This window comes from Halovenus rubra (genome assembly GCF_026586665.1).
In the GTDB taxonomy this organism is placed as follows: Archaea; Halobacteriota; Halobacteria; order Halobacteriales; family Haloarculaceae; genus Halovenus; species Halovenus rubra.
This window is the reverse complement of record NZ_JAODIY010000018.1, coordinates 102975-124969: the sequence shown is the minus strand read 5'-3', so window position 1 is coordinate 124969 and position 21995 is coordinate 102975. Positions and strand designations below refer to the sequence as shown.

The window sequence follows — 21995 nt, the reverse complement described above, 5'->3', positions numbered from 1 at the left end:
GAAGAACGTCTCTACCGTAGGATTATCTTGCAGGGTCGCTGGGCTCATACCACCTCAGCGTTCACCCTGCTCTCTGGTATGAGAACTGTTCTATGACACCCTCTAGTACCGGTTATCGTCGAAGAGAAGTTCGTCGCCTTCTAGATCGTCCAGATGAGTGGTTACTCGCTCAGGAACAGTCCGCATTACATGTCTGATTATCTCATCATACGGAGCACCAGGATTTGCCTTAACAAATTCCTTAATGGTCTGTCTTTCCCCATTATAGACGGCATCTTCTAGATCCTGGATGCGCTCTCGGGAACGATCGAGCTCTTGTTTCAGTTCGTCTCGTTGCTGTCGAAGCTCACGGTTCGTTTCATCCGGATTGGTTGAGGCGTCAAACTTCTTCAAGCCTGCTTCAACCATCGCCTCGATAAATTCTGATGTAGACATCCCGAACTCGTTAGCTTTGGCTGACCACCGATCGTACTGCTGATGTGTCGGATATGTTGCAGCGTGTTTGCTCTCAGCCATAATTCCTTGGAGGGTTTGATTCGTTGTGAGAAGCTATTCCGAATCGATGAGGAGGAAGCCATCTTGGACTCGGACAGTTGCTTGGTCAGTTGTCTCAGGATCTATCCCTTGCTTCTCCAGTTCTTCGGGTGTCAGAAAGATTGGGAGCCCTATCGTCCCCCACTCCTCTGTCCGGTTTATTTCAGCTTTGCGTACTACCTCGTCCACTGAGTGGGTGTTTTTCGGAACGATTGCATCGATGTGCCGTGTTGGTTGTGGATGCTGACTATTATCGTCCTCTGTTGCTCCATCCATACTCAAGAATATAATCTGGGTATATAAATAATCTTTGTAAATATGGTTTTATACCCATTACTACGAAAGAGTCGTAGTGAATTATGCTAAAATAGATGGGATTGATAAATTCGACTGGGCGCAGTCGCGGCATTTTGGACATTCCATTGTTTTCACTCAAAATGTAGACATTTGATGTCTGGAGTGTCGCCCGTAGAACAGATTTGGTGCTCTCATATGTAAGATATGGAATAAATTTTAAAAGCTTATTTCTTACCTCTAAAGCCTCTAAATCTCATATTCTTGGCTTTCGCTTTTCTGTCTGATTTCCCCTTAAGTACTGATTTGTGCAAGTATAAGAAATCTAGATTTCCGAAACTGTAGTTTCCGAAATCGGGAGTTCTATTTGCGCGGGGAAGCTACTGGGAGTATGGAGCAATTCGTTGATCGGGATACCGAGCTCGATCAACTCACAGACTGCTATGAGTCCGGGACGGCAGACTTCGTTGTGATCTACGGTCGCCGTCGTCTCGGGAAGAGCGAGCTCGTCCGCCAGTCCATCGCGGATCGGGATGACGCCGTCTACTACCAAGCGGTTGAATCGACTGCACAGAACCAGCTCGAACAGTTCACCGACACAGCCACCGCAGAGTTCCCCATGTTGCGGAACGTCCGCCGTGACTGGGAGGTACTCCTTGAAGCGCTCGGCAATCAAGACGCTATCGTCGTCATCGACGAATTCCCATTCCTCATCGAAGAGGACGAATCCCTCCCTTCACGGCTCCAACGCGTCTGGGACATGGAACTGCAGGAGACAGGGATGACACTCATCCTCGTCGGCTCTTCGATTAGTGTCATGGAGAACAAGGTGCTCTCCGGAAGCGCACCGCTGTACGGTCGGCGGACGGCAACAATCGATCTCCAGCCTCTCGATGTACCCGACGCACGCCAGTTCTTCTCAGAGTACGGTCCGGAGACAGCAATCACGACGTGGTCGATCTACGGTGGCACTCCCTACTACCTCCAGACGATCGATCCAGACCAGTCGCTCGGAACGAACGTCCAGCGGACAATCCTCTCAGAGCGCGGGCTCCTGTACTCCGAACCCGAGTTCCTACTCCGCACCGAACTCCGACAGCCGAACACGTACTTCAGCATCCTCCGCGCGCTCGCTCACGGGCGTCGTACTCCAAACGAGATCGCAGGTATGGCCGGCGTAGATTCGGGATCGCTCAGCACGTACCTCCAAAAACTCCGTCGGCTCCGCCTCGTCGAGCGCCACATCCCCGTGACTGAATCGCCGACAGCCTCGAAACGCGGTCGGTATCGCATCGCCGCGCCGCTGTTCCGGTTCTGGTTCCGATTCGTATACGGCAATCAGGATCAGCTTCACATGCTCGGCGACGACGCGTACGCCGAACTCGTTGCACCCGACCTGGCAGATTACGTGAGTCCTTTGTTCGAACGCCTCTGCCAGCAAGCGCTCCCGAAGCTCATTGACCGACAGTTCCGCGATGTCGGGCAGTGGTGGTTCAAAGAACACGAATTGGATGCCATCGGTCTCACAAACGAGGGACTCGTCACCGGCGAGTGTAAGTTCACGTCACAACCCGTGAGTGAAGGTGTTCTCGCCGACCTCGAACGAACAACGGCTGAAGTACGGTGGTCAGAAGAGCCCGCAGATGGAGAGACGCTGTACGTCTTGTTCAGCCGCTCCGGTTACACCGACGATCTCGAACGCGTCGCCGACACGCGTGATGACGTGCTCCTCTTCGAACTGTCCGATCTGGTCACTACTGATACGAACGCGTAGAAGGGAGTGCCGGTCGCCTACAGGAACTCATCAACCGTGACGTCTCTCCAGTCAGGGAGGACGTTATTCAATTCCTCTCGGCGGAAGATTCCGTCTCTCGTTCCGAATACCGCCCGAATATCATCCAGATTCAAGTACGGTTCCCGGAGGCGGAGTACCATGAGATCTTTTAGTAAATCGGCGCTGAGGAATACGATACTCTCTACGGCGGTTGTCTCCCGAAGTTCACGCAGTGTACTGTGGTCTGGATTGGTGAACGTTGAGGACACGATAGCGAAATAGATGCGGCGAACGCCTTGATCGCGTAACTGCCGGGCGTGCGTCTCGATGTACTCCCGAATTGCTCGGTCGTCCGTGGCGATGGAATAGCCGTCACTGCGGACTTTCGCGTCGTAGATGATGGCGTAGTCGTTTCGAACGGCAGTAGCGATACCGTCAGGCTGGCGACCGGAGCCCTGCCCAAGTTCTTCGACGTCGAAGCCGAGGATTCGGAACGAGTGGTGGAGCTTCTCCTCAAAGACGACGGCTAAATCTCTGTCTTGCTCTTCATATTCTGCTTCAACCGCACCATCCCGTTCTGCGACAGCACCCAGATCGGAGACGATAGTTGGGAGGAAGCTAGCGAGAACATCTTCTTGCTGAGAACTTCCCGTCGGATCTACGTCCTCCTCCTCATCGGCTTCCCACTCTGGGCGGAGTTCTTGATCCCAGTAGATCGCATTCGAGATATCTCGGTATTCCCAGTCGGTGTCGGTCGTTTCTGTGGCAAGGTCGATTAACGTGTCAAGTGCTTCGATGAATTCGACGTAGTCCTCACCGTATTCTCCATCCTGTACGAACCGGTCGTGATCCTCTAAGTAGTGTTCGCTCGTGACGTAGAAGACGGGATACTCGGTCGGCGCTTGAAGATGCCAGAAGTAACTGAGAAAGAACATCGCGGGCTTGTAACGAGGCTCTGCGTCGATGCTATTGTCGCGGTAGGTTTGCGCCAAATCGGCATGCGCATTGATTCGCTCCGCAGCTTCGTCCCTTGATTCGGGATTGGGGAGAATCTCACGCAAGTGGGCAGCGAGTTCCTCCTGATCGGGAGTTGCGTTCCACATCTGGTTGAAATGCATCTGCCCGTTGAACCCATCAAACCCCCAGTACGGGTGTTGCTTGTTGAGGCCGTCGTTGCGCGGCTTGAACTCCTCAAGCGTGATCTCTCCATCGAGAAACTGATTCAACAATGGAAGGAGACGTTCGTCCCGCACCTGGTCGCGCTTCTCGTTCCGCTCACGGTAACGCGATTGCGCTCGATCACTCTCCAAGAATGATTCGAACAGATCTGTAGGTGCAGTCATTACTTCTCCCATCTGTCGGTGGCGTCAAAAATATACATGGCATGAACTAGTGGACGTTACAAGCTCAGATGAGAACTGAACAGTCACGCAAAGAAGGGGTTATAGATATTCGACGACTAGCTGATTGTCACCGGGATTTCCTCTGCACTACCTCAACATCAGCGCAGGTCGGGATGTGCTCAGTATAGCTTGAAATTGAGGATCCACACCACTCACAAGTCTGTTCCCGCTGAAGTGCCGCCTCCTTATCAATCGTCTGTCGGCAGTGGAGACAGTGATCCATCTCTCGTGGTGTTTGTTGATGACACCGCGGACATTCAACTGGAGCCGTGGCATCTGGTTCATCTTCCTCATCAATTTCTAAGCCGTGGACACGAGCGACTTCTCGACCCGTATCGTCTGCAAACACGGACACGTATCGGGAAGCGACGTCGCTTCCGCGAGTCCAGCCATGATGATCTTCGATGTGGGCTTGATTCAGGCCGCGAGAAGCCAAGTGAGACGCACTGGATTTGCGGAGGTTCGTAAATGTGACCGGTTTATCCACTCCTGCTCGGTCAGCAGCATCCTTCACGGCCGTTCGAAGTGCATTATAACTCGGTGCCTCTGGCTTGGTCAATTTGCTCCAGAGAGGTGACTTAGGATCATCGCTCGGATGGGCAGCGAGCCATCGTTGAAGAAATGGGACACTCGGAATAAGAGGAACTGTCCGCTGCCCCATCTTTCCCTGTACCGTGATCTGATACCCATGCTCGTAGTCCGTAACATCACCGACCGTGAGGGCGCGAAGTTCACCGGAGCGGGAACCTGAATCCCACCCAACCGCGATGAGTGCTGCATCACGGGGGTTTCGGGTCGCTTTGATCAATGGGAGCACGTCCTCCTTCCACTGAAGCATATTACTGGGTTCAGGCGCTGGGTCGTACGTACTCGGTGTGTTCGACGGAATCCACCCCATCGACTCGGGTGGATCATCTCCGTTCTGGTCAGTGACGCGCCGTCCGAACTGCTTCAGCGCGACGCGGTAATCACGGTTGGTCTCTGCATTGTCGTATGTACGGTGAATCCACCGGACAATCTCTTTCGCTGCATCCTCACTTTCGAGCGCGTCTACCGGACTACCAGCATGCTCCGCCATCCTCACATTATGTCGGAGAAGCTTGATATGTCGTTGATCTCCGACTTGGCTGGGAATGAGGAAAAGTTCGTTACTGAACTCCAGCAGTGCATCACGATTTGCTTCGTCCAGCTTTCGGTCGTCGTTTCGGATTTTCTCTCGAAGCGTCTCAATTTGACTGTCGGCGTTCTTTGTCATTAGCGCACCAGCCAGGCTTTAGATTGCAGGACGGGCGAATTTTTTGCCAACTTGAATCCAATAGTCTGCCCAGAGGACAATCACTGATGTCATCCGGATATGATGCTATCAGACGGACTGCTAACAACAGAAGCTAATAGAGCATTCTGCGACGCTCACTGAGTACATTGGTCATACTCCATTTATCGATTCTTCTCCAGAGTTTGTTTGAGGGCGGAATTCGCGGCACTCCGCATCTGCCACAGCCGTGGAATTGCCAGATCGTCTCGGTCGAGTATCCCTTCGGCATCCCCCTTATCTGGGTGTTTCACTCGGTTGACCATCTCGCGCCACGCCTCGGCATCCTCCACGTTCATTCCGGTACACTCGGCTATCACCTGATCCTTTTCGTAGCGTCCGGGAGAGAGGGTGTTCTCGCAGACGTAGTAGAAGTTCGCCGCAGCAGTCCAGAGATCCGACGACAGTGCGTCGTCATACATATGTAGCGCAACACGGATATCGGCCTCTGTATCTGATTCGATCCGTTTTGAGCGGTACTCCCGGACGTCTCGATACACGGGAACAACGTCCCCGACAATCTCAACTTCCTCTGGAATCTCGTTCATTCCGAGTAGCGCTGTCGCAAAGTTGCCTATGGAGAGGTGAGACTGGAACTCCAGTGCACCCCTCTTTGATGTGTATGCTCCCGAGACCACTTGACCGGGACTTTGAGAGAAGAACACTGGGTCATCGGTACACAAATTAAGCGCAATCAACAAATCGAAGATGTCTGCGTGATCTCTGAGAGGCGGCTCTAGCGTTTCTAAGAAGTTCTCGATAACAATCCACCAGTGACGACTCGGGTGGTCTACAGATTCCTCCACACGGATCTCACGGTCACTAGTGACCACTTCCTGACCGTGATACGCTTGCTTGTTGACCCAGAGATCGAACGACTCGGTCTGTCGAAATTCCAAGTGATCCCCATCGTAGTGCACCGTTTGAACTTCGTCCGCTTTTTGGTCAACCTGCGACTGATTACCTGTCCGGATCTGACTCAATGGTCTAAGATAAGATGGAACGTACGTGGTCATCCCATCGAACTACCTAGTCGAGAAACAATAGCGTTCGCGTCAGCATCAGGATCCAATATATGATGGCGTTATTCACCCTATGAAAGATCTAATGCTCTAGTATAACTGGTTAGTCTAACTACTTGGTCTAATTATCTTTTTACGTAAGCATAACTTGTGTGTATACATGCTCACGTACACGACGTACTCTGAGGCTGGGGGCGTCGGGAAAAGCACTCTCGCCGCGAATCTCGCAGACGCTCACGCCCAGCAAGGACGCGACGTTCTAGTCATTGACTTAGACCCTCAACAGGGTTCCTTGACATACCTACTGGGAATCTCTGCCCCTCGTGACAACGGGGAAGCTGACAACATCGCTCGGCATCTCATTGACCGACCAAAGGGAAATTTCGATGACCTCGTTCACGAGACTCCTTACGGTTTCGACATCGTCCCTTCCCACAACATGCTCGAAAGCCTGCCGAAGCTGTTGTCAAAGGCAGAAGAAATGGCTGAGGATCTAGGTGAATCATTCACTCCGAATGACCGCCTCCGAGAAGTCTTGGTTGGGGCGAAAGTCCCAGAGAACTACGATACAATTATCGTCGATCCACCTGCGACAGCTGGTCCGCACTTGTATAACGCTGTAGCTGCAACCCGATCGCTCGTCCTCCCCGTTGAGCCCACTGGAAAGGGCATCCAGTCCGTTGAAGGGATTCAGGATATGGTCGTAAATCTTGAAGACGCATTGGAGATTGATGTCGGTGTGCTTGCGATCGTCCCAAACGGAATAGGAAAAACAGCGGATCGAGACCAATACTTAGAACAGATTCGAGAACTGGGACACAGCGCTCCAGTCGCGTTACGCGACAGGTCATCGTTATTCGATGGTTGCTGGGATCAGCGCTGTACAGCCTATCACTACGTAGGTTATCACCGGAACCGACGGCGAGATTACGAGGTCGAAACACTGGACAAGTTACGTGACCTTGCAGCGCATATCGCGGAGGTGGGCGAATGACAGACGGCATGAAATCAGGCTCTGGGAGCGATCCGTTCGCCAATGAGTCCGACGACAGTACATCAGAGGATACAGACAATGCCAATCAAGAGGAAGAATCGATCGGCAGAACACAGCCGGATGCAGAAGAGCAAAAAACCACGTCTGAGACTCGGTCATCTACCTCTTCAGCCGCATCTGATCGGGAAGAACTGCCGTATATTTTCGCCAGGAGTAATGTCAAGGCTGATCGAACGATGGTGCAGTATTTTCTACGTGAGGAAACGGAACAAGTTGAATCCGATGTGGAACGTAGACTTGAACAGGAACTTGGGACCGACGTGTTGCTGACCGATATCCGTGAGGCACTCGTTCGTGTTGGAGCACACCACTTAGACGAAGTCGCTGACGAACTTCGAGATTGGGGATACCGCTACGAAGAAGACTCAAACTAAAACTCCCTCAATATCGGCACCATCCGCTAATTCTGAAAACCACATCTCAGATATCAATTATGCTGGTGTCGGGTGGTTCCAAATAAGGCATTGCAGCTTTCAATTACGGAACTATATCCCATTTGTATCTGTCTGGGATTTTCTACTCAGCAGCTATTGGGCTTACAGCTCCGTTGTAATTCAAAATTTGAGATCGCGTTGTAAGAATCAATTAGCCCGCAACACCATCCTATCCTTCGATTACAAGGGACCCATCGTACAGTTCAATACATACAGATACTGACACAGCTTGTTTTGGAGGAAGTCTTCCAGAGTGAAAATGTGCTCCGGAACGGGTTCTAGCGGTGAAAAACACGGGAATAGCGCGTTCAAAATAGACCAGTATAACTAGTGTACTGTCCCCCATTCAGGGGCGGGTAGCGGTAGGTCTGGAATCCAAATTACCAATTTATCGATGTTATTTCGGAGTGAGTGAGTTCCGGGCCATCTTGGCCGAAGAGTTGTTGTTTGAGTTTCCACGTCGTCGTCCAGTCAGCGACCACCCAGTCGTACTGGGGATCTTGATATGCGGTTTCGATCTGATCGCGCCCATTCTCGATACTGTAGTCAGACTGAAATGGTCCGTTTGGTAGCTCTCCAAGTCCTTCTCTATGCCAGTGGTTGAATACTGAATACGCGGTTGAACGGGAATCAAAGACTGCAATCGGCTTGTTTCCGCTCTGATCTAAGCGTGTCATTTTCCGGTACGTATCCCGGTGAAGTTTCCAGTTGTTATGGCCTGTGAGTATCTCATACGCGTGTATCTGTCCGTCCTTGTCTGTCCCGACGGCGTCGAGCGTATAGGTGCCCCAGTCAGTATACGAGCTATATCGCCATCCACGAAGTGCGTTGCGTAGGCAGACGAGTCCGACAGTAAGGCGGTGTGTGAGGCCTTCCATTGGATCGCCATATAGTCGTGGGAGGTCGTCGTGGTTTTTGAATAGTGTCCGTGCTTTGCTATTGAGGTCGTACCAGACTTGCTTTCGGAACACGGTTGTCGGCTTCAGAAACCCGGTCGTCGGCTCGAACCAGTCAGCGTCCTTGAAGGCACGGAGGGTCTCTCGTCCGATATCCGTGTTGTAGTAGAGACGCTTCAACCTGTTCTCATTGAGGCCCGTTGTGAGGTGGGTGATACTAGGAGCTTGGTCTGCGAGGAGATGAACACCACAGACAGTTTCCCCGTTCCAGAGTTTTGCGATTCGCGTCAGCAACGTTTTCCGATCACTGGTAAGAGCGACAGTCGGATCAGTTCCGGTTCGTGCCCGTTTCTTCGCCTGCCGCTTCCATTCTTCGGGACGTATACCTTGTGGTCGTGGAGAATTTAGTGGGTCGTACAAAAACTCATTCTTGAACTGGTCCCTTGTGTGCCATCGTAACGTCGGGCGTTCAAACGTATTTATTGTCAGTATGTGTTTGAGATCCGGATCTGGTTTTGTAATGTCGAACCCAATCGAATCTGCGTCGTATTCCTCGTTATTTCGCGGAATCCGATGCGCGTTGGGGAGGTCTTCATCCGGTCGTGCTGGGAACACCTCGAACGCGCATGGATGTTCAGGATGCGGAGTTCCGGCTCTGCCATAAAGTGGTGCACCGTAGGGCCACTTGTCATTGGTGGCTGGTTCGAATGGACTCAATCGCATTATTCAATGTTACATCCTCTACAGGTATTTGGTTTGTGCTAAATGGTGATCAGAACCTCTCTAAAGCATATTCACAGCATTTCACGCCGATTCACAGCACGACCATATCGCAACGAAAATGCGATCAGGTCTCATAATATTACGTCTGTGAAACCGTACCGTGTTCGGGAGAATACCGGCACCCCAGGTCATCCCACTATTGCTGAAGTTGCGAGAGCCATTCGCACTCTCTGGTCGGCTCGATTGGCTTTGGGAACGAACACTGTCGTACCCGAGTTTGTACGTGCAGAGACCTGGTCTTGAACACCCCTCACTCACCCCAGATTTCGCACGTTAGACTGTTTTAGCGGAGGGGGGGTGTAATCTCAATGAGTGGTAAACCAACCAAACGACCGCTTCCTCGAATGCGGTTGATAATCAGATGCCAAGCATTTCAGGTGTGTCTGTACAACATTGACGCAATTTAGAACACACTCACCCGCCATTTCGTACGTTCCACTGATTTCCCACCGGGGGTTTGGGAGTAAGTTCTGTACTTCATTAATGAGGACGTATCATAAAAACACGCTCAGGAAGTTTCTTTCGAAAATAGAAGTCTGAATTATCTGGTGAGTAAGTATGCGAGTTGCTTAGTCGTCATTATTGCGGGCTGCAAGACTGCGCTTGCCGTGAGTGCCGGAAATACCATTCGTGAGGGCTTTCGCTGAAAATGATCGAAAAATCGTTACTACACCGTGATGTACTACTACCTACAGCTTATGTCCCCTCCATCAGACACACACGACGCTGATATCGACCTTATTCCGGGGACTCCGAAATCCGATATCGTGGCGTTCCTCTACAGAAACCCAGGCAATAGATTCAGCGCCGACAATATTCGAGAGCAGCTCGACATCCCGCATAGAATGGTCTCAACGACTCTCACTCGACTCATCAACGGTGGCCTCATCGGGGAAACTGGGGACAGGTACTACCACGCGCTTGATTACCGAGATGACCTCCGGCATTACGTCGAGAGCCTCAATCAGCTAAAGACGATGTTCGACGACAAGAACTACGACGAGCACATCAACAGAGATGACCCCCAACTAGAAGACATCGACGAACAAGAACTCACTGCTGACCTCGCCGAGCTAGAAGCCGAGTTCGACAAAGAATAACTCCCCACAGGACACTGCTTGACCTAATTGGAGTGGATCCGGCCTGAGAGATCCGCAGGCATCGAATAAGAGTTGCTGTCAGGGTCCCGTTCCCTATTTTGACTGTATTGAGCCTTCACGGCATTTAAGAGAGAGGATTTCTCAAAACTACATTATACAGATACCGTTAATCGCGTCTCTATAATCGATTCGACTATACATATATTACCTATACCATAAGGTATATAATATAATGTAATAAGAGGTGTTACGAGACGGTTACAGGAACCAAGATCTTTCACAACTCCACAGGAGTAAACCGTATAACAGCCAGACAGTCATACAGTACCGCTACATCACTTATCGTAAACGGAGTTGTAGATCTTCTTTCAATTCTTCACCTCACCCCCCTTCCCAAATAACCAGAAACGTGCGAAATGGGGGGTGAGGGTCCCCCCACCTACAGCACGTGGCACTAGTGAGAATCATCACAATCTCAGGGCTTACTCCTTTATTTGACCCATTCATACAGTTGTATACCCACCCTTGCCAGCTACCCTTCGACAATACCGTCTCACATGACACTCTTCAAGACCAGACAACCATTCCGTGACGGATACGAGCCCGATACGATCGTTGCGCGTGATGAGACCATCTCCAAACTGACTAGTGTTTTTCAGGAGTTCGTAGACGGTTTCTGCGTGCCCCATCTGTTTGTTCGTGGTGACCAAGGAACGGGGAAGCGAACGGTTATCCACCACGTTCTCACTCTCGCTGAACAGGCAGTCGAGACAGAGATTGAAGTTATAACGATCGACTGCGGCGAGCACGATTCCCTCTATAAGATCTATCTCGAACTTGCCTACCGGCTCTGTGAGGATGACTATCCAAGAGGGACGCATCAGCTGGATTTAGAGGAGGCGATTTTTCAGGAGATGTCGGATCCTGGTGTTACGTGGTATATTCTATTGGAGAACCTCGAAGCACTTGGGAAAGACAACCTTCCGTTCCACGAGTTGCAGGACGGTCTCTCAGAGTACGGAACGGATCACACTGAGTGCGGTATCATCGGAATCTCCAACTCAACTGGCCTTCATGACCACCTCTCAGGTGACGTCCTCCACAAACCATACATGTTCACGGTGAAGACGAATCCATACCAGGCCACCGAACTACGGGAAATCCTACAGCAGCATGCAGAAGTAGCTTTCATCGACGACGGATTCTGTGAACCTGCAATCCAACTCTGCGCGGCCATTATCGGACAACAAACGGGGAGCGCAGCCGATGCCCTGCAATTGCTCGAACTCGCCGGCTATGTGGCCTCTCACTCAACTGACGCCGACCAAGTGACAGAAACCCACGTTCAGACAGCGAAAGAGTCCCTCCATTCCCTACGTCTGCACACCACCTTCACTCAGGAGCTTAATCCGAAGGAACAACTCTTGTGTACGATCATCGCCGCACATACCGAAGTAGACGAGAAACCGGTCTCAACTGAATCACTCGTAGAAGAATATCAGGAACATTGTGGGTCGTTTGATCTTACGAGTGTTAAGAAACGACGGCTTGAACAGCTCATCGTGAATCTTCGTGAAAAAAGGCTTGTATCCACTCAGGATCAGAATATCGGCCGAAGCGGAGGGATGTGGTCAGTACACGAGACCCCATCATCCCGCTTGATACTCCGCTCGGCGGACATAACGTCAGGCCGATTCACCCGATTACTCCGCAAGTACGACGTGTCGCTTGACCATCTCAAAAACCCGGACGAGGTAGATATTGAAGAATTTCTGTCGAACGACTGGTCGTCAGAAAATATCGATGTTGACCTCCAGCAATTGAATTTCTACCCGACATAACCCTGCTCTCGAAGAAATTCACGCTGATTCTTGCGATTCCCGATAACCCCTTCGTAAGGGGGCTCATCGGCATACCGGCGTAGGATTTCGGGATCGTCGATGACGACGCCGTGATAGCAATCAAATGATTCTGTTGTCGGATCGACTAATTTTTCTCCATCGAGCAGACACCACGCGTGTTCGAAGCCACCGGCGTTGAGGTCACTCATCACTGCGAATCCTTCGACGTATTTGAGTCTGGAGTTATGCTTCCACATCCTCAGTGCATTAGCGAAACACTCCTTTTCGGTCGGGTTAGTGGCCTGAATCCCGTCCGCGATAAGATTCTGGTCGTCAGTATCCACGTCGGTAGAGAGGGTTATCGACCGACCAGCAACCGTCGTCTGTTCGATATCACTTTTCGAGACGCCTCGCCCATGATCTGCAACATACGCGTGCACTGGGGAGTTCGTCTTCGATGTCTCCACGTATCTTGTAGCAGCGTTCATATTCTCACACCAACCACTGCGTCCGCGTCGATGGGATGACTCTGTTCTCGTTTCCAAACTCGTTCTCTTTCGAATAGCATTCTGTTGTTACACCGGCGGATTCGCCGTGAAGCGACTCACACATTGCCGCGTGGTGAACAGGCAAAACCAGCACGCAGGTATAAATCCTCGTACTCTCAGCAACCAGGTCGAGAAGTCGCCTACACACTGCGTCTCCCGCCGGATTCCGACTCACCCATTCAACGCAACACTCCCACTACTTCACCCCACGTTGCAACGAATTCTTCGTAATCCAGAGACGGTCCCATCCGCCACGAAAAGCTGCCTGCTTGCAAGCCGACGCGGGCGCACTCGCAGCAACATTCAACGCGTCCAACGCCGCGGATGGGCTACAGTCGGGGATGTTCATCGATCCCAACCGAAACGCGCAGGGAGGACCGAAAAGACACGCCGATTGAGAGCAGACAGGAGCAACTCACAGTACGACCATATCACCAAGAGCCATACCCACCGTTGAATGTCTTCACAAACCACAGTACCCGAAAATAGAGTGAAGAAGCAGAGGGGACACCTCCATTACAGTTGAAATCGGGATTTCTGAATCCAGGATGTCCTGGTGCACTCAGAGTGTCGAATACCGAAGCAGAAATAATTCAACGTATAATAGATATATACCAGTCCGAGTGTTAGCTTCGGCACGGAGGCGTCACGAATGGATCTCACTGATACCCCCGACAATGCGTACGCTGGCGACGAATCACCGCCGGATCTCGATGATTTAGAGTCGCCCGATTCGCTGCTTAAGGGTGGTCCGATCCGCGAGCGGCTCCTCGATATCGTCACCGGGCTTCGAAGCCCTACGAAGGTTTCCGACATCGCCGATCTCACTGACTGCGATCCTGAGACTGCCCGCGACTACTTGGAATGGTTCGACGGAATGCGATTGGTTCACCGTCACGACGGCCGCCCCGTCCGGTATGAGCGCAACGATGCGTACTTCCAGTGGCGACGTATCGACCGCATCCGCGACGAATACTCCGACCAAGAGATTGTCGAGGCGCTTTCAGATGCCATCGAACAGATCGACGAGTACAGAGATCAGTTCGACGCAGACGACCCTGACGCCGTCTCTCTCGTCGAAGCCAGTCAAGACATGGCAACTGAAGACGCGTGGGAAGCACTCTCCGAGTGGAAAACGCTCGAACGCAGAGCTGCCCTCCTCGACGCGGCGCGACGTGACCATCCAACTTCCTGTACTCTCAGTCATATCGATGCCTGATACCCCGGCCGATCCGCGAAGTATCGCCCCATCGATACTGAAATTCTCGCCCGGATTGTCCCGCACCTCTCCCGGAGCGCCCGCTTCGATGATATCCAAACACGCCCTGAGTATGCATCGAACGCCGTCGTTGTTGATTACGACCTCAGGTACTTCCCCGGAGGGGTTACGCGAGCGTATCTTCGTATCCGATGGTTCGAAACTGATGACTTCAGCATCCATTACTCCGAGCAATACCGGACCGGGAACTCGTGGGAGTGCGGCTGGGACCGCCATCCCAATGACCACAACACCCGCGAACACTTCCATCCGCCCCCAGATGCACCGACGCCAGGCGAGGACGAAGGCTATCCTGATGAGTGGCGGGACGTACTCGCCACCGTACTCACTCGTCTCGACACACGGATCAAGACGTTCTGGAACAAGTAGCAGCCCCAATTCGGAACCGGGGTGTCCAGCTCTACGAGACAACTATCTAGTTCTCTGATCAGCTGTCGTAGTTTCGCTTCAGAAATTACGAGAAATCATCCGTGCGGAACGATTCGGGGGCCAACGTTCAGACGGAGCTAGTACCTACTGTCGCGGGTGGAACGCACCTTGGCGACGCAAGCTGATTCCGATAAGAGATGCCGCTGACAAACGCCTGCAGTCACGGGTCTTCATCTCAAAGACCGTTCGATATGGAACTGATCGCCAGTTTTAATACTCGGTGTAAAACATACTTTACTACCGGACCAGAGTTACGCTATGACGGCCACCAACACAAACTCAAAACTCACTCGCCAACGGTATCGGGGGCTCGTCTACGGAATTGGCGGGCTAGCGATCCTCGGCTTACTCGCCGGATTTGTACTTGATCAACACTTCGCTGGGACGCTAGTCTACTTGCTCGGAGCATGGATTGCCGGTGGAATCGCTGTTCTCGCACCGATGTGGAGCGAGGCGACACTCCAAGATGAGCGAGACTGGGAGTTACACAACCGTGCCAGTGGTATCTTGATTGGGATCACGATGGTGCTCGGACTAAGTATTCTACCAGCCTTATACGTCCTCGAAGCGGGGAATCATCTAGAAATCACTGGTGTCGTCTCAGGTGTGATCCTTACATTCTCAGCACTCTTCCTGTTGTACGGTGTGTGCTTCGGAATTGCGAAACGTCGTGTCTAACCTATGCAGAACAATCTTACCAACCGACGCGAGGACGAAGGGCTTAGCCAAGGCGAACTCGCCGGAGCGGTCGGTGTTACCCGTCAGACGATCAATGCGATCGAGCGAAACCGATACGACCCGTCACTGGAACTCGCCTTCAAACTGGCTGACCACTTCGACTGTCGTATCGAAGAGATATTCGAACCAGATCAGGACGAGTAGCGCACAAATACAGTTCCGACTATGAGTGTCATCAGGACGCTTCAACTGGGGACGAAAATTGCCCGCGCGGAGTGGACGCGCCACCGCCGTGAACGCGGGACTCCACTGACAGGCAACCTTGTCCTGTTCGTTCTACTCGTCGGTGTCGCTATCGGTCTCGGCTGGCTTGCGTACTCAGTCGGACGAACCGTTGCCTCCGGTCAGACACTTCCCTACACTCGGCTAAGCCTCTTTGTGAGTGTTGCTTTCGTCTGGATGACATGGCGGAGTTCCCAGTACACACGTATTCGGTTCGAACAGTTTGATCCCGATTTGCTGTTGACAACCGTCCCAGCTCGGACAGCGGCAATTGGACTCTTGGGCTTTGTCTACGCCCGGCTAAGTACGACACTCATCGTTCCAATGCTCGGCCTAATCGGTGGGGCAGTGGTCGGATTCGGAACACCGAGTATTGCAATTTCAATCGCTATCTCCGTCGCCGCGATGGCTGCCCTCGCCGTTGCTCTCGGGATGACGGGCAGACTCGTTGGGCGACTCATCGCCCTCCGATTAGTACGAGTTCGCTACTATCGGGACTTGCTCATCGTGTTTGGCTGGATTCCGCTGATGATCGGGGCGATGATTCTGCAGGAGCTCTCGATTTCACTCGCCCCGGTGATTTCTATCTTTGGAGCCTTGCCGATTGCATGGTTCATCGATCTGGCGTTCGTTGCTACCGGCGAAGCAACGGTATCAAGTCGAAACGCGTTCGGTGTCCTCGGCCTTCTCATCATCATCGTCCCGCTCCTCGTCGGTGGAACCACGATTCTTGCACGTCAAATCTGGGAGAGTGTGCCCGCTCGTTCAACGGGCACTCGTGGCTCCCATTCCCTCCTCAAGACAGGAATATTAGAACGGATTGTTGGATCACGAATACCACGAGCGGTGTACACCGTTGCCCGGGAGCGATGGCTCATGGAGCGGCGCATTCCACGCGGGGTCCTGTCTACGGGGTATGTACTCGCCGTGATGGGCCTCGTCGGATTCCCAGCAGTACTCTTCCTTGGTGAGACGCTCACGCTGTTAGTGTTATTTGCGGTCACGGTTGGCCTGGTCGCCGGTATCGCGTTCGGATCTGATCCCATCGCTACAGAGTACCGAACGCTACCGATGGTCCTCACCTCAGTCAGCGGCCGTCAGTTCATCACTGGTGGACTCCTTGCCGCAGCAATGGTCGGCATTCCACTCGTTGCCGTTATCGTTGTCCCGCTTGGTATCATCGGTCCCATAGGGCTCGCACAGACCGTCTTGACCGCATTCCTCGGATGGGCTGTGTGTGTCTGTACGGCAGCTGTGGCTCTCGCAGTTGGATTAGATGTGGAACACGAGGAATTCACACCGCTCCCGTTTTTCTTCACCGACGTCCCGATCTACGCCGAACAGGGGGTGAACGCGTTCCTTCGATATGGACAAATCCTTGGAATCGTCCTGCTGGCATGCCTACCGGCCTTTGTTGGAACGTCCTCGTACATTTCCGAGCCCATAGCAACCGTTGGGATACCAGGTCCCCTTGTTCAAACCGGATCGTTGCTTCTCACAATACTGATCGTCACCGCCGTCACCAGAATTGCCAGCCGAATCGCTGTCCAGCGATTCCAAACATATCCGATTCACTAACGAGACGATGACACGGAACCAATCCAACCCAGCCGCTGTGAACGACCACGGAACAGATGACCAGCTAGCGATCAGTACCGACGATCTGCGAAAAGAATACGGCGGGACGATAGCAGTTGATGGACTTGACCTCACCGTTGACCGCGGAACAATATACGGGTTCCTCGGCCCGAATGGTGCTGGGAAATCGACCACGATCCGGATGCTGACAGCGTTACTCCCTCCGAGCAGCGGTACCGGACGCGTTGCCGGTGCGCCAATCACGGACCGAGAAGCACTCATCGACCATATCGGGTACCTCCCTGAGTCACCGCCAATCCATGACGAATTCACTGCCCGTGAACAACTCGAATACCACGGCGGTCTGCGCGAGATGAAGCCGACCGAGATCGAATCACGAATCGAGACGCTACTAGACCGGTTCGAGTTGGCCGAGGATGCCGATGATCGTATCGTCACGTACTCGAAGGGGATGCGTCAGAAGACCGGGCTCATCCAAGCAATCATGCACCAACCAGATGTGGTCTTCCTGGACGAGCCGACGAGTGGTCTCGATCCCCGTGCCGCACGCACCGTTCGAGAGACGATTACTGACCTCGCCGCCAACGACACGACCGTATTCCTCTCGACACACATTCTCCCGGTCGTCGAAGAACTCGCAACCGAGGTCGGGATTCTCTACGACGGCCAATTAGTCACAGAAGGGGCACCAACTGAACTCAAGGAACGCCTCGAAGCCGGTGAGGAAAGCAGCCTCGAAGACGTGTTTCTCGAAGTTACCACTGACGAGCAGTACGCTGCAGAGGACTCAGAAGACGAATAAGGGGCAAGAACAGCAATGAATGAACAGGGAGCGCATTTTTACCGGAGGGTTAGTCGGACCCGGCGACGGGGAGTGACACGTTCTTGACGACGTGCAAATAAAGAATCGTTACGACAAGTCCGACAAGCAGAAAACTTCCAACTGATACCAGAAGGCCGGAGAACGGGACTTGGAAGACCCGAACAGCGAGCATCCCCAGCGCGACAAAAACAATACCAGCAAACAGTGCCCGCATCAGCGACGCGCCGTTCGCGGTCATGTCACGCCGTTCATCTGCCTATCGTATAAGCACCCGTCTTCTCACGACACTACGAACACTCAGTCTTCCGTTTCATCCAGAAGTTCCTGGACACGTTCGAAGCCCTGGGTTGTCAGTGTCGGAAAGATGATTGCAACCACGGTTCCGACGACAATTCCGGCTGTGATGCCTTCTGTACTGTCTCCAAGGACTGCAGTTCCGAACGCCGCTCCAAATACAGCTCCGACAAGCATCGCAAAGAGCAGCCGTTCTGATGTAGAGACGCTTTCCTCGTCAGCCATTGGATTATGAGAGGTTTTGTGACTGGTTGGTTATGAACGTTGTAAGATCGACGACGACCTGCTTGGCAACAGGGTTCGGGTCGGACCACTCCGACGGTCTCCCCATCCCCTCGCCGGGCTGGAAGCGGTGATTAAGAGTTTCGTACCGTTTGATCTTGACTTCAGGATCTCCCGCCAGTTCTTCCTCCCAGATGGCCAGATCGTCTTCGACGGTCACGAGATAATCGCGCTCCCCCTGGAGGATGAACCGGGGGATATCGAGTGACGCGGCTGTCTCGACGTGATCGTATTCCTGTAGTGTGCGGAAGAACGGTTTCCCACGTTCACCGCCACCGAGATTGATCAGTTCGTCGTCGCCAATATCGAGCGTTCGGATCCGCTCAGCCAATGCTTCAGCCTGCTCCAGTTGGGCTTGGCGCTGTTCGTCTGTGAGGTTTGGGTTTTGTTCTAACTGATACTCGGTCTGCCGAACGATCGCATCTGAAATCGGTTCAGCGAGTGGCGCAAGCATAATGACCCCAGACAGTTCGTCATCCAGTGCCGCGATTCGTGGGGCGAGCCGCCCGCCCAGACTGTGGCCAGCGACAAACGTCTCCTCGATTCGGTCGTACTCACGGAGACGTTCGAGGGCAGTTACTGCGTCGTCGGTGACCAGGTCGTCTACGGTCGCTTCTGTCCGATCAATATCACACGCGACTGGTCGTTGGTCGTACCGTAACACTGCAACACCGCGAGTCGCCAGTCCCCACGCGATCTCTTTGAACGTCCTGTTTGGGCCGACCTGTTGATCTCTGCCTTGATCGCCACTGCCGTGAACGAGGACGACGCCCGGGACAGGCTCATTGGTATCGGGAATCGTTACCGTCGCTCCCAACTCACAGTCACCAGACGCAGCCAGCGTGAGTTCCTGTTCCGTAAAGGCCGATTCATCGGCGTACGCAGGCGGCGACCACGCATCGACGTTGAAGAAGAATCCCTCGATGACCTGTTCGTCGAACTGCACCGAAAATTCGGCCCGTCCGTCGGCGAACGCTGCCTGAGCGCCGACGATATCTAATCCTTGTTCCTCGCCTTGGTAATCGATGGACGTGAACTGATTGAACTCCCCTAATGGAATAATATTCGCTTCCCACTGTTGGACAAGGTTGTCCTGCGGGACGCTTTGTGCGAACTCTGGGGAGGCGTATTCGTACGCTTCGTCGAAGGACTCTGCTATGAGCGCCTCCAGAAAGTCCTGTGTGATTGCTTCCAGTTCAGATTCCGTATCGTTCTGTTGGGGGGTGGTCTCGGTATCCGGTGGCTCGGTTTGGGTTTCGGTATCGTTGGTGGTGCCGGTAGTAGCAGGGTCGTCGTCACTAGTGCCACTACAGCCAGCGAGGACGGCACCTCCTGCTGCCCCGAGAACCGCGAGATACTGTCGCCGCTTCATGCTTCTACTACGGTGCTTTGAACGGGGTCGGGCGGAGTTTCGATCGTGCATCGTAACAGACCTCGTCTGTGTAAAGCACCCTTTCCGTAAAGTCTGCTTTACAGTAAAGAGTTCTTTACACCGCTAATAATAAAACCACCGGTGTCAACGGCTATCCACCTTTGCTGGAAGTCAATGACCCCGCGCGCGCTCGCTGAGAGTTTCATCAGACAGACCTCGCTAGATTTGATAGTCCTCAATGCGGTGAATCGCAACCCGATACGCGGCAGCGATACCGACAACACCACCAACGAGTACAATTCCGCTGAGGATTGCCAGCGTTTCGACACCGATGTCGAGTCCGAAAGGCAGCCACCGTGAGAGGAGTACTGCACCAACCGCGCGCGCAGTCTCATCAGCGACGAACGCACCAGCGATGACGATCAGACTCAACGTCGCCGAAAAGAGACTGTATGCGCGTTTGCTTGGCGGCACCGCTCGTCGGGACCCATCGAAACTAACCGCGTCAAAACGTGGGAACATAGATCCGATGCCGGTCGCCACCACCGCACTTCCAGTGACTGCGACGACACTCGCAGCTCCGAGCGCACCCAACACAGGCGGAGAACTGCCAGCGAGATAGCCTGCAGCGAGTGCCACCACAGCTGTCAGCGGGACACCGACGAGTGCTGCCGCGGTGACGTTTCCGTGAACGACATGTCGGCCGCGTGCCGGAGCCGTCAGCAGCGTCGGAAGTGTCGAACCCTGATTCCCCAGCGGATTCAACGGCAACACCGCCCCGGCAGCCCACGCACCGTACCACACGACGAACCACGGCACGTACCAGGGAACCGAACCTGTGGTCACAGCCCCCTCAATGAAGACAATCGCGGCCACCAGCGGCGGCGCAACGAACACGAACTGGAACGGCGAGCGGACCGCTCGACGAAGCGTCGTACTAGCGATGCCCCGCGTCGCGGGCGCTCGGCACACAACGGCAAGTACCGCATCGACACGCGAATCCGGCGCGGACGGCAGTTCCGCCCCCTCATCAGCACTCGTCCGAGCAGTATCAGCCAGCCACGCGTATCGAGCCGCTGGAACCGCAAGCACCGTTCCGCCAATAACGAGAACTGGCACGAGTCCGAGCAGGACAAGCGGGCCGGTCAGATTGATTCCGGCGTTCGGTGTCGTCACAAGCGCGAGGTGTCCGAACCACGCGACCGGCGGGGACTGTAAGACTGGCTCCAGTCGCTCAACGACAGTCAACAACTCGCCGGTGACAGAAAGTGTGACGTACGCAAGGCCGAGCACGACGCCAAGAACGGTCGTGAGTTGCCCGAGGTTTTCCGAGCGACGAACGAATCCTTTGAGCGCGAACGCGATCGGGTAGCCGATTGCTGCGGCCGTGGCTGGGATGCCGACCGCTGCGGCGGTGATGCCCAGCAGCGGGAGGAGCGAGCCGGTCCCAGCGACCAGTCCTGCGCCAGCAGCAAGCCCAAGTCCGATCGTGTACACCGAGAACTTGGCGGCGGCTGCGAGCAACAGCCCCCCGACGACGTCAGCTGCCGGGCAAATCGTAAGATACTGCCCGTCATTATCGAGGTCGCCGTTGCTCCCGAACCCGTCACCAACGAGCAGGATCGTCAGGAACACCCAGAGGACACTCGTCGCAGTCACAAGCCACGCTGGAAGTGCCTCGCCAGCAGCGAGCGCCGACCCGACAGATCGGGCAGCGTCGAATGTTTGTACGAGGAAGAACGCACTCATAAGACCAATGAGGGCAGTGAAGACAAGCCAGAAGTCCTGATGTCTCACCCACCGGTAGCCACGAAGTAACTCGATTCGGGCGATCTCCCAGCTCTGACTTGGCGACGGGACAACGCCCGTGAACGAGGTATGCTGACGCGATCCGAGGCTGCCGGTGCTAGCTGGTGTCGATGACGACGGTTCTGAAAGACTCGTGGATTCCTCGGACATATG

21 protein-coding genes and 1 pseudogene are annotated in these 21995 nt (G+C 53.7%); 11 read left to right on the top strand and 11 right to left on the bottom strand.

The features are described from left to right. Positions 1 to 102: 102 nt before the first annotated feature. Positions 103 to 516 carry a hypothetical protein gene (locus tag N5098_RS15090; protein WP_267638717.1) on the bottom strand — a complete coding sequence of 138 codons (414 nt, stop codon included), beginning with the start codon at positions 514 to 516 and terminating at the stop codon, positions 103 to 105. A 33-nt stretch (positions 517 to 549) separates the two neighbouring features. Next, positions 550 to 810, bottom strand: a complete 261-nt coding sequence (locus N5098_RS15085) for a hypothetical protein (RefSeq protein WP_158832770.1) — start codon at positions 808 to 810, stop codon at positions 550 to 552. Between the two features lie 409 nt (positions 811 to 1219). Here N5098_RS15085 and N5098_RS15080 point away from each other — a divergent pair, with 409 nt between their 5' ends. Then, on the top strand, positions 1220 to 2602 hold the full coding sequence (locus tag N5098_RS15080) for an ATP-binding protein (protein WP_158832772.1): 1383 nt from the start codon (positions 1220 to 1222) through the stop codon (positions 2600 to 2602). A 17-nt stretch (positions 2603 to 2619) separates the two neighbouring features. On the opposite strand, the gene N5098_RS15075 is transcribed toward N5098_RS15080, so the two are convergent. The 3 genes from N5098_RS15075 to N5098_RS15065 form a co-directional block, all read right to left on the bottom strand. Further along, positions 2620 to 3945 (bottom strand): restriction endonuclease FokI C-terminal domain-containing protein, encoded by a 1326-nt coding sequence (locus tag N5098_RS15075; RefSeq protein ID WP_267638716.1) that lies wholly within the window; start codon positions 3943 to 3945, stop codon positions 2620 to 2622. A 127-nt stretch (positions 3946 to 4072) separates the two neighbouring features. Next, the gene (locus N5098_RS15070; RefSeq protein WP_267638715.1) at positions 4073 to 5260 is read right to left on the bottom strand and encodes a tyrosine-type recombinase/integrase; all 1188 of its coding nucleotides are present in this window, start codon (positions 5258 to 5260) and stop codon (positions 4073 to 4075) included. 182 nt (positions 5261 to 5442) lie between these two features. Beyond that, a complete protein-coding gene (locus N5098_RS15065) occupies positions 5443 to 6216 on the bottom strand; it encodes a hypothetical protein (protein ID WP_267638714.1) in 774 nt (257 codons plus the stop codon). Between the two features lie 283 nt (positions 6217 to 6499). Between N5098_RS15065 and N5098_RS15060 the strand changes: the two genes are divergently transcribed. Together N5098_RS15060 and N5098_RS15055 are read left to right on the top strand one after the other, a co-directional pair. Next, entirely contained in the window at positions 6500 to 7333 is an 834-nt protein-coding gene (locus N5098_RS15060) for a ParA family protein (protein ID WP_158832780.1), read from the top strand. Further along, on the top strand, positions 7330 to 7767 hold the full coding sequence (locus N5098_RS15055; protein WP_158832781.1) for a DUF7970 domain-containing protein: 438 nt from the start codon (positions 7330 to 7332) through the stop codon (positions 7765 to 7767). Before N5098_RS15060 ends, N5098_RS15055 begins: the two co-directional genes overlap by 4 nt. Before the next feature lie 440 nt (positions 7768 to 8207). Here the strand turns inward: N5098_RS15055 and N5098_RS15050 are convergent, their stop codons facing one another. Continuing rightward, the gene (locus N5098_RS15050; protein ID WP_267638713.1) at positions 8208 to 9446 is read right to left on the bottom strand and encodes a hypothetical protein; all 1239 of its coding nucleotides are present in this window, start codon (positions 9444 to 9446) and stop codon (positions 8208 to 8210) included. 758 nt (positions 9447 to 10204) lie between these two features. Between N5098_RS15050 and N5098_RS15045 the strand changes: the two genes are divergently transcribed. Together N5098_RS15045 and N5098_RS15040 are read left to right on the top strand one after the other, a co-directional pair. Beyond that, positions 10205 to 10606 carry a MarR family transcriptional regulator gene (locus tag N5098_RS15045; RefSeq protein WP_267638712.1) on the top strand — a complete coding sequence of 134 codons (402 nt, stop codon included), beginning with the start codon at positions 10205 to 10207 and terminating at the stop codon, positions 10604 to 10606. Positions 10607 to 11163: 557 nt separating this feature from the next. Beyond that, on the top strand, positions 11164 to 12447 hold the full coding sequence (locus N5098_RS15040) for a Cdc6/Cdc18 family protein (protein WP_267638711.1): 1284 nt from the start codon (positions 11164 to 11166) through the stop codon (positions 12445 to 12447). Here N5098_RS15040 and N5098_RS15035 read toward each other — a convergent pair. Then, entirely contained in the window at positions 12435 to 12935 is a 501-nt protein-coding gene (locus tag N5098_RS15035; RefSeq protein WP_267638710.1) for a hypothetical protein, read from the bottom strand. The genes N5098_RS15040 and N5098_RS15035 overlap by 13 nt on opposite strands. Positions 12936 to 13647: 712 nt before the next feature. Here N5098_RS15035 and N5098_RS15030 point away from each other — a divergent pair. The 6 genes and pseudogenes from N5098_RS15030 (at position 13648) to N5098_RS15010 (ending at position 18064) form a co-directional block, all read left to right on the top strand. After that, positions 13648 to 14214 (top strand): DUF7342 family protein, encoded by a 567-nt coding sequence (locus N5098_RS15030; RefSeq protein WP_267638709.1) that lies wholly within the window; start codon positions 13648 to 13650, stop codon positions 14212 to 14214. After that, positions 14207 to 14643, top strand: a pseudogene (locus tag N5098_RS17650) (toxin-antitoxin system TumE family protein). Before N5098_RS15030 ends, N5098_RS17650 begins: the two are co-directional and overlap by 8 nt. A 318-nt stretch (positions 14644 to 14961) precedes the next feature. After that, entirely contained in the window at positions 14962 to 15381 is a 420-nt protein-coding gene (locus N5098_RS15025) for a DUF2178 domain-containing protein (RefSeq protein ID WP_267638708.1), read from the top strand. A gap of 3 nt (positions 15382 to 15384) precedes the next feature. Beyond that, a complete protein-coding gene (locus N5098_RS15020) occupies positions 15385 to 15585 on the top strand; it encodes a helix-turn-helix transcriptional regulator (protein ID WP_267638707.1) in 201 nt (66 codons plus the stop codon). 21 nt (positions 15586 to 15606) lie between these two features. Then, positions 15607 to 17241, top strand: coding sequence for a hypothetical protein (locus N5098_RS15015; RefSeq protein WP_267638706.1), 1635 nt, complete (start codon positions 15607 to 15609; stop codon positions 17239 to 17241). Positions 17242 to 17248: 7 nt separating this feature from the next. Further along, positions 17249 to 18064: an ABC transporter ATP-binding protein gene (locus N5098_RS15010; RefSeq protein ID WP_267638705.1), complete on the top strand. Its 816-nt coding sequence runs from the start codon at positions 17249 to 17251 to the stop codon at positions 18062 to 18064. 49 nt (positions 18065 to 18113) lie between these two features. Here the strand turns inward: N5098_RS15010 and N5098_RS15005 are convergent, their stop codons facing one another. From N5098_RS15005 to N5098_RS14990, 4 genes are all read right to left on the bottom strand, one after another. Beyond that, entirely contained in the window at positions 18114 to 18323 is a 210-nt protein-coding gene (locus tag N5098_RS15005) for a hypothetical protein (protein WP_267638704.1), read from the bottom strand. Positions 18324 to 18382: 59 nt separating this feature from the next. Beyond that, positions 18383 to 18604 (bottom strand): hypothetical protein, encoded by a 222-nt coding sequence (locus N5098_RS15000; RefSeq protein ID WP_267638703.1) that lies wholly within the window; start codon positions 18602 to 18604, stop codon positions 18383 to 18385. Between the two features lie 4 nt (positions 18605 to 18608). Further along, complete coding sequence (locus N5098_RS14995) at positions 18609 to 20033, bottom strand: alpha/beta hydrolase (protein WP_267638702.1); 1425 nt, start codon at positions 20031 to 20033, stop codon at positions 18609 to 18611. A 219-nt stretch (positions 20034 to 20252) separates the two neighbouring features. Then, positions 20253 to 21992 (bottom strand): hypothetical protein, encoded by a 1740-nt coding sequence (locus tag N5098_RS14990; protein ID WP_267638701.1) that lies wholly within the window; start codon positions 21990 to 21992, stop codon positions 20253 to 20255. Between the last annotated feature and the right edge of the window lie 3 nt (positions 21993 to 21995).

Coding starts and splice junctions, on each gene's coding strand:
- N5098_RS15090 (WP_267638717.1), bottom strand. CDS start 516: ATGGCTGAGAGCAAACACGCTGCAACATATCCGACACATCAGCAGTAC.
- N5098_RS15085 (WP_158832770.1), bottom strand. CDS start 810: ATGGATGGAGCAACAGAGGACGATAATAGTCAGCATCCACAACCAACA.
- N5098_RS15080 (WP_158832772.1), top strand. CDS start 1,220: ATGGAGCAATTCGTTGATCGGGATACCGAGCTCGATCAACTCACAGAC.
- N5098_RS15075 (WP_267638716.1), bottom strand. CDS start 3,945: ATGACTGCACCTACAGATCTGTTCGAATCATTCTTGGAGAGTGATCGA.
- N5098_RS15070 (WP_267638715.1), bottom strand. CDS start 5,260: ATGACAAAGAACGCCGACAGTCAAATTGAGACGCTTCGAGAGAAAATC.
- N5098_RS15060 (WP_158832780.1), top strand. CDS start 6,500: ATGCTCACGTACACGACGTACTCTGAGGCTGGGGGCGTCGGGAAAAGC.
- N5098_RS15055 (WP_158832781.1), top strand. CDS start 7,330: ATGACAGACGGCATGAAATCAGGCTCTGGGAGCGATCCGTTCGCCAAT.
- N5098_RS15050 (WP_267638713.1), bottom strand. CDS start 9,446: ATGCGATTGAGTCCATTCGAACCAGCCACCAATGACAAGTGGCCCTAC.
- N5098_RS15045 (WP_267638712.1), top strand. CDS start 10,205: ATGTCCCCTCCATCAGACACACACGACGCTGATATCGACCTTATTCCG.
- N5098_RS15040 (WP_267638711.1), top strand. CDS start 11,164: ATGACACTCTTCAAGACCAGACAACCATTCCGTGACGGATACGAGCCC.
- N5098_RS15035 (WP_267638710.1), bottom strand. CDS start 12,935: ATGAACGCTGCTACAAGATACGTGGAGACATCGAAGACGAACTCCCCA.
- N5098_RS15030 (WP_267638709.1), top strand. CDS start 13,648: ATGGATCTCACTGATACCCCCGACAATGCGTACGCTGGCGACGAATCA.
- N5098_RS15025 (WP_267638708.1), top strand. CDS start 14,962: ATGACGGCCACCAACACAAACTCAAAACTCACTCGCCAACGGTATCGG.
- N5098_RS15020 (WP_267638707.1), top strand. CDS start 15,385: ATGCAGAACAATCTTACCAACCGACGCGAGGACGAAGGGCTTAGCCAA.
- N5098_RS15015 (WP_267638706.1), top strand. CDS start 15,607: ATGAGTGTCATCAGGACGCTTCAACTGGGGACGAAAATTGCCCGCGCG.
- N5098_RS15010 (WP_267638705.1), top strand. CDS start 17,249: ATGACACGGAACCAATCCAACCCAGCCGCTGTGAACGACCACGGAACA.
- N5098_RS15005 (WP_267638704.1), bottom strand. CDS start 18,323: ATGACCGCGAACGGCGCGTCGCTGATGCGGGCACTGTTTGCTGGTATT.
- N5098_RS15000 (WP_267638703.1), bottom strand. CDS start 18,604: ATGGCTGACGAGGAAAGCGTCTCTACATCAGAACGGCTGCTCTTTGCG.
- N5098_RS14995 (WP_267638702.1), bottom strand. CDS start 20,033: ATGAAGCGGCGACAGTATCTCGCGGTTCTCGGGGCAGCAGGAGGTGCC.
- N5098_RS14990 (WP_267638701.1), bottom strand. CDS start 21,992: ATGTCCGAGGAATCCACGAGTCTTTCAGAACCGTCGTCATCGACACCA.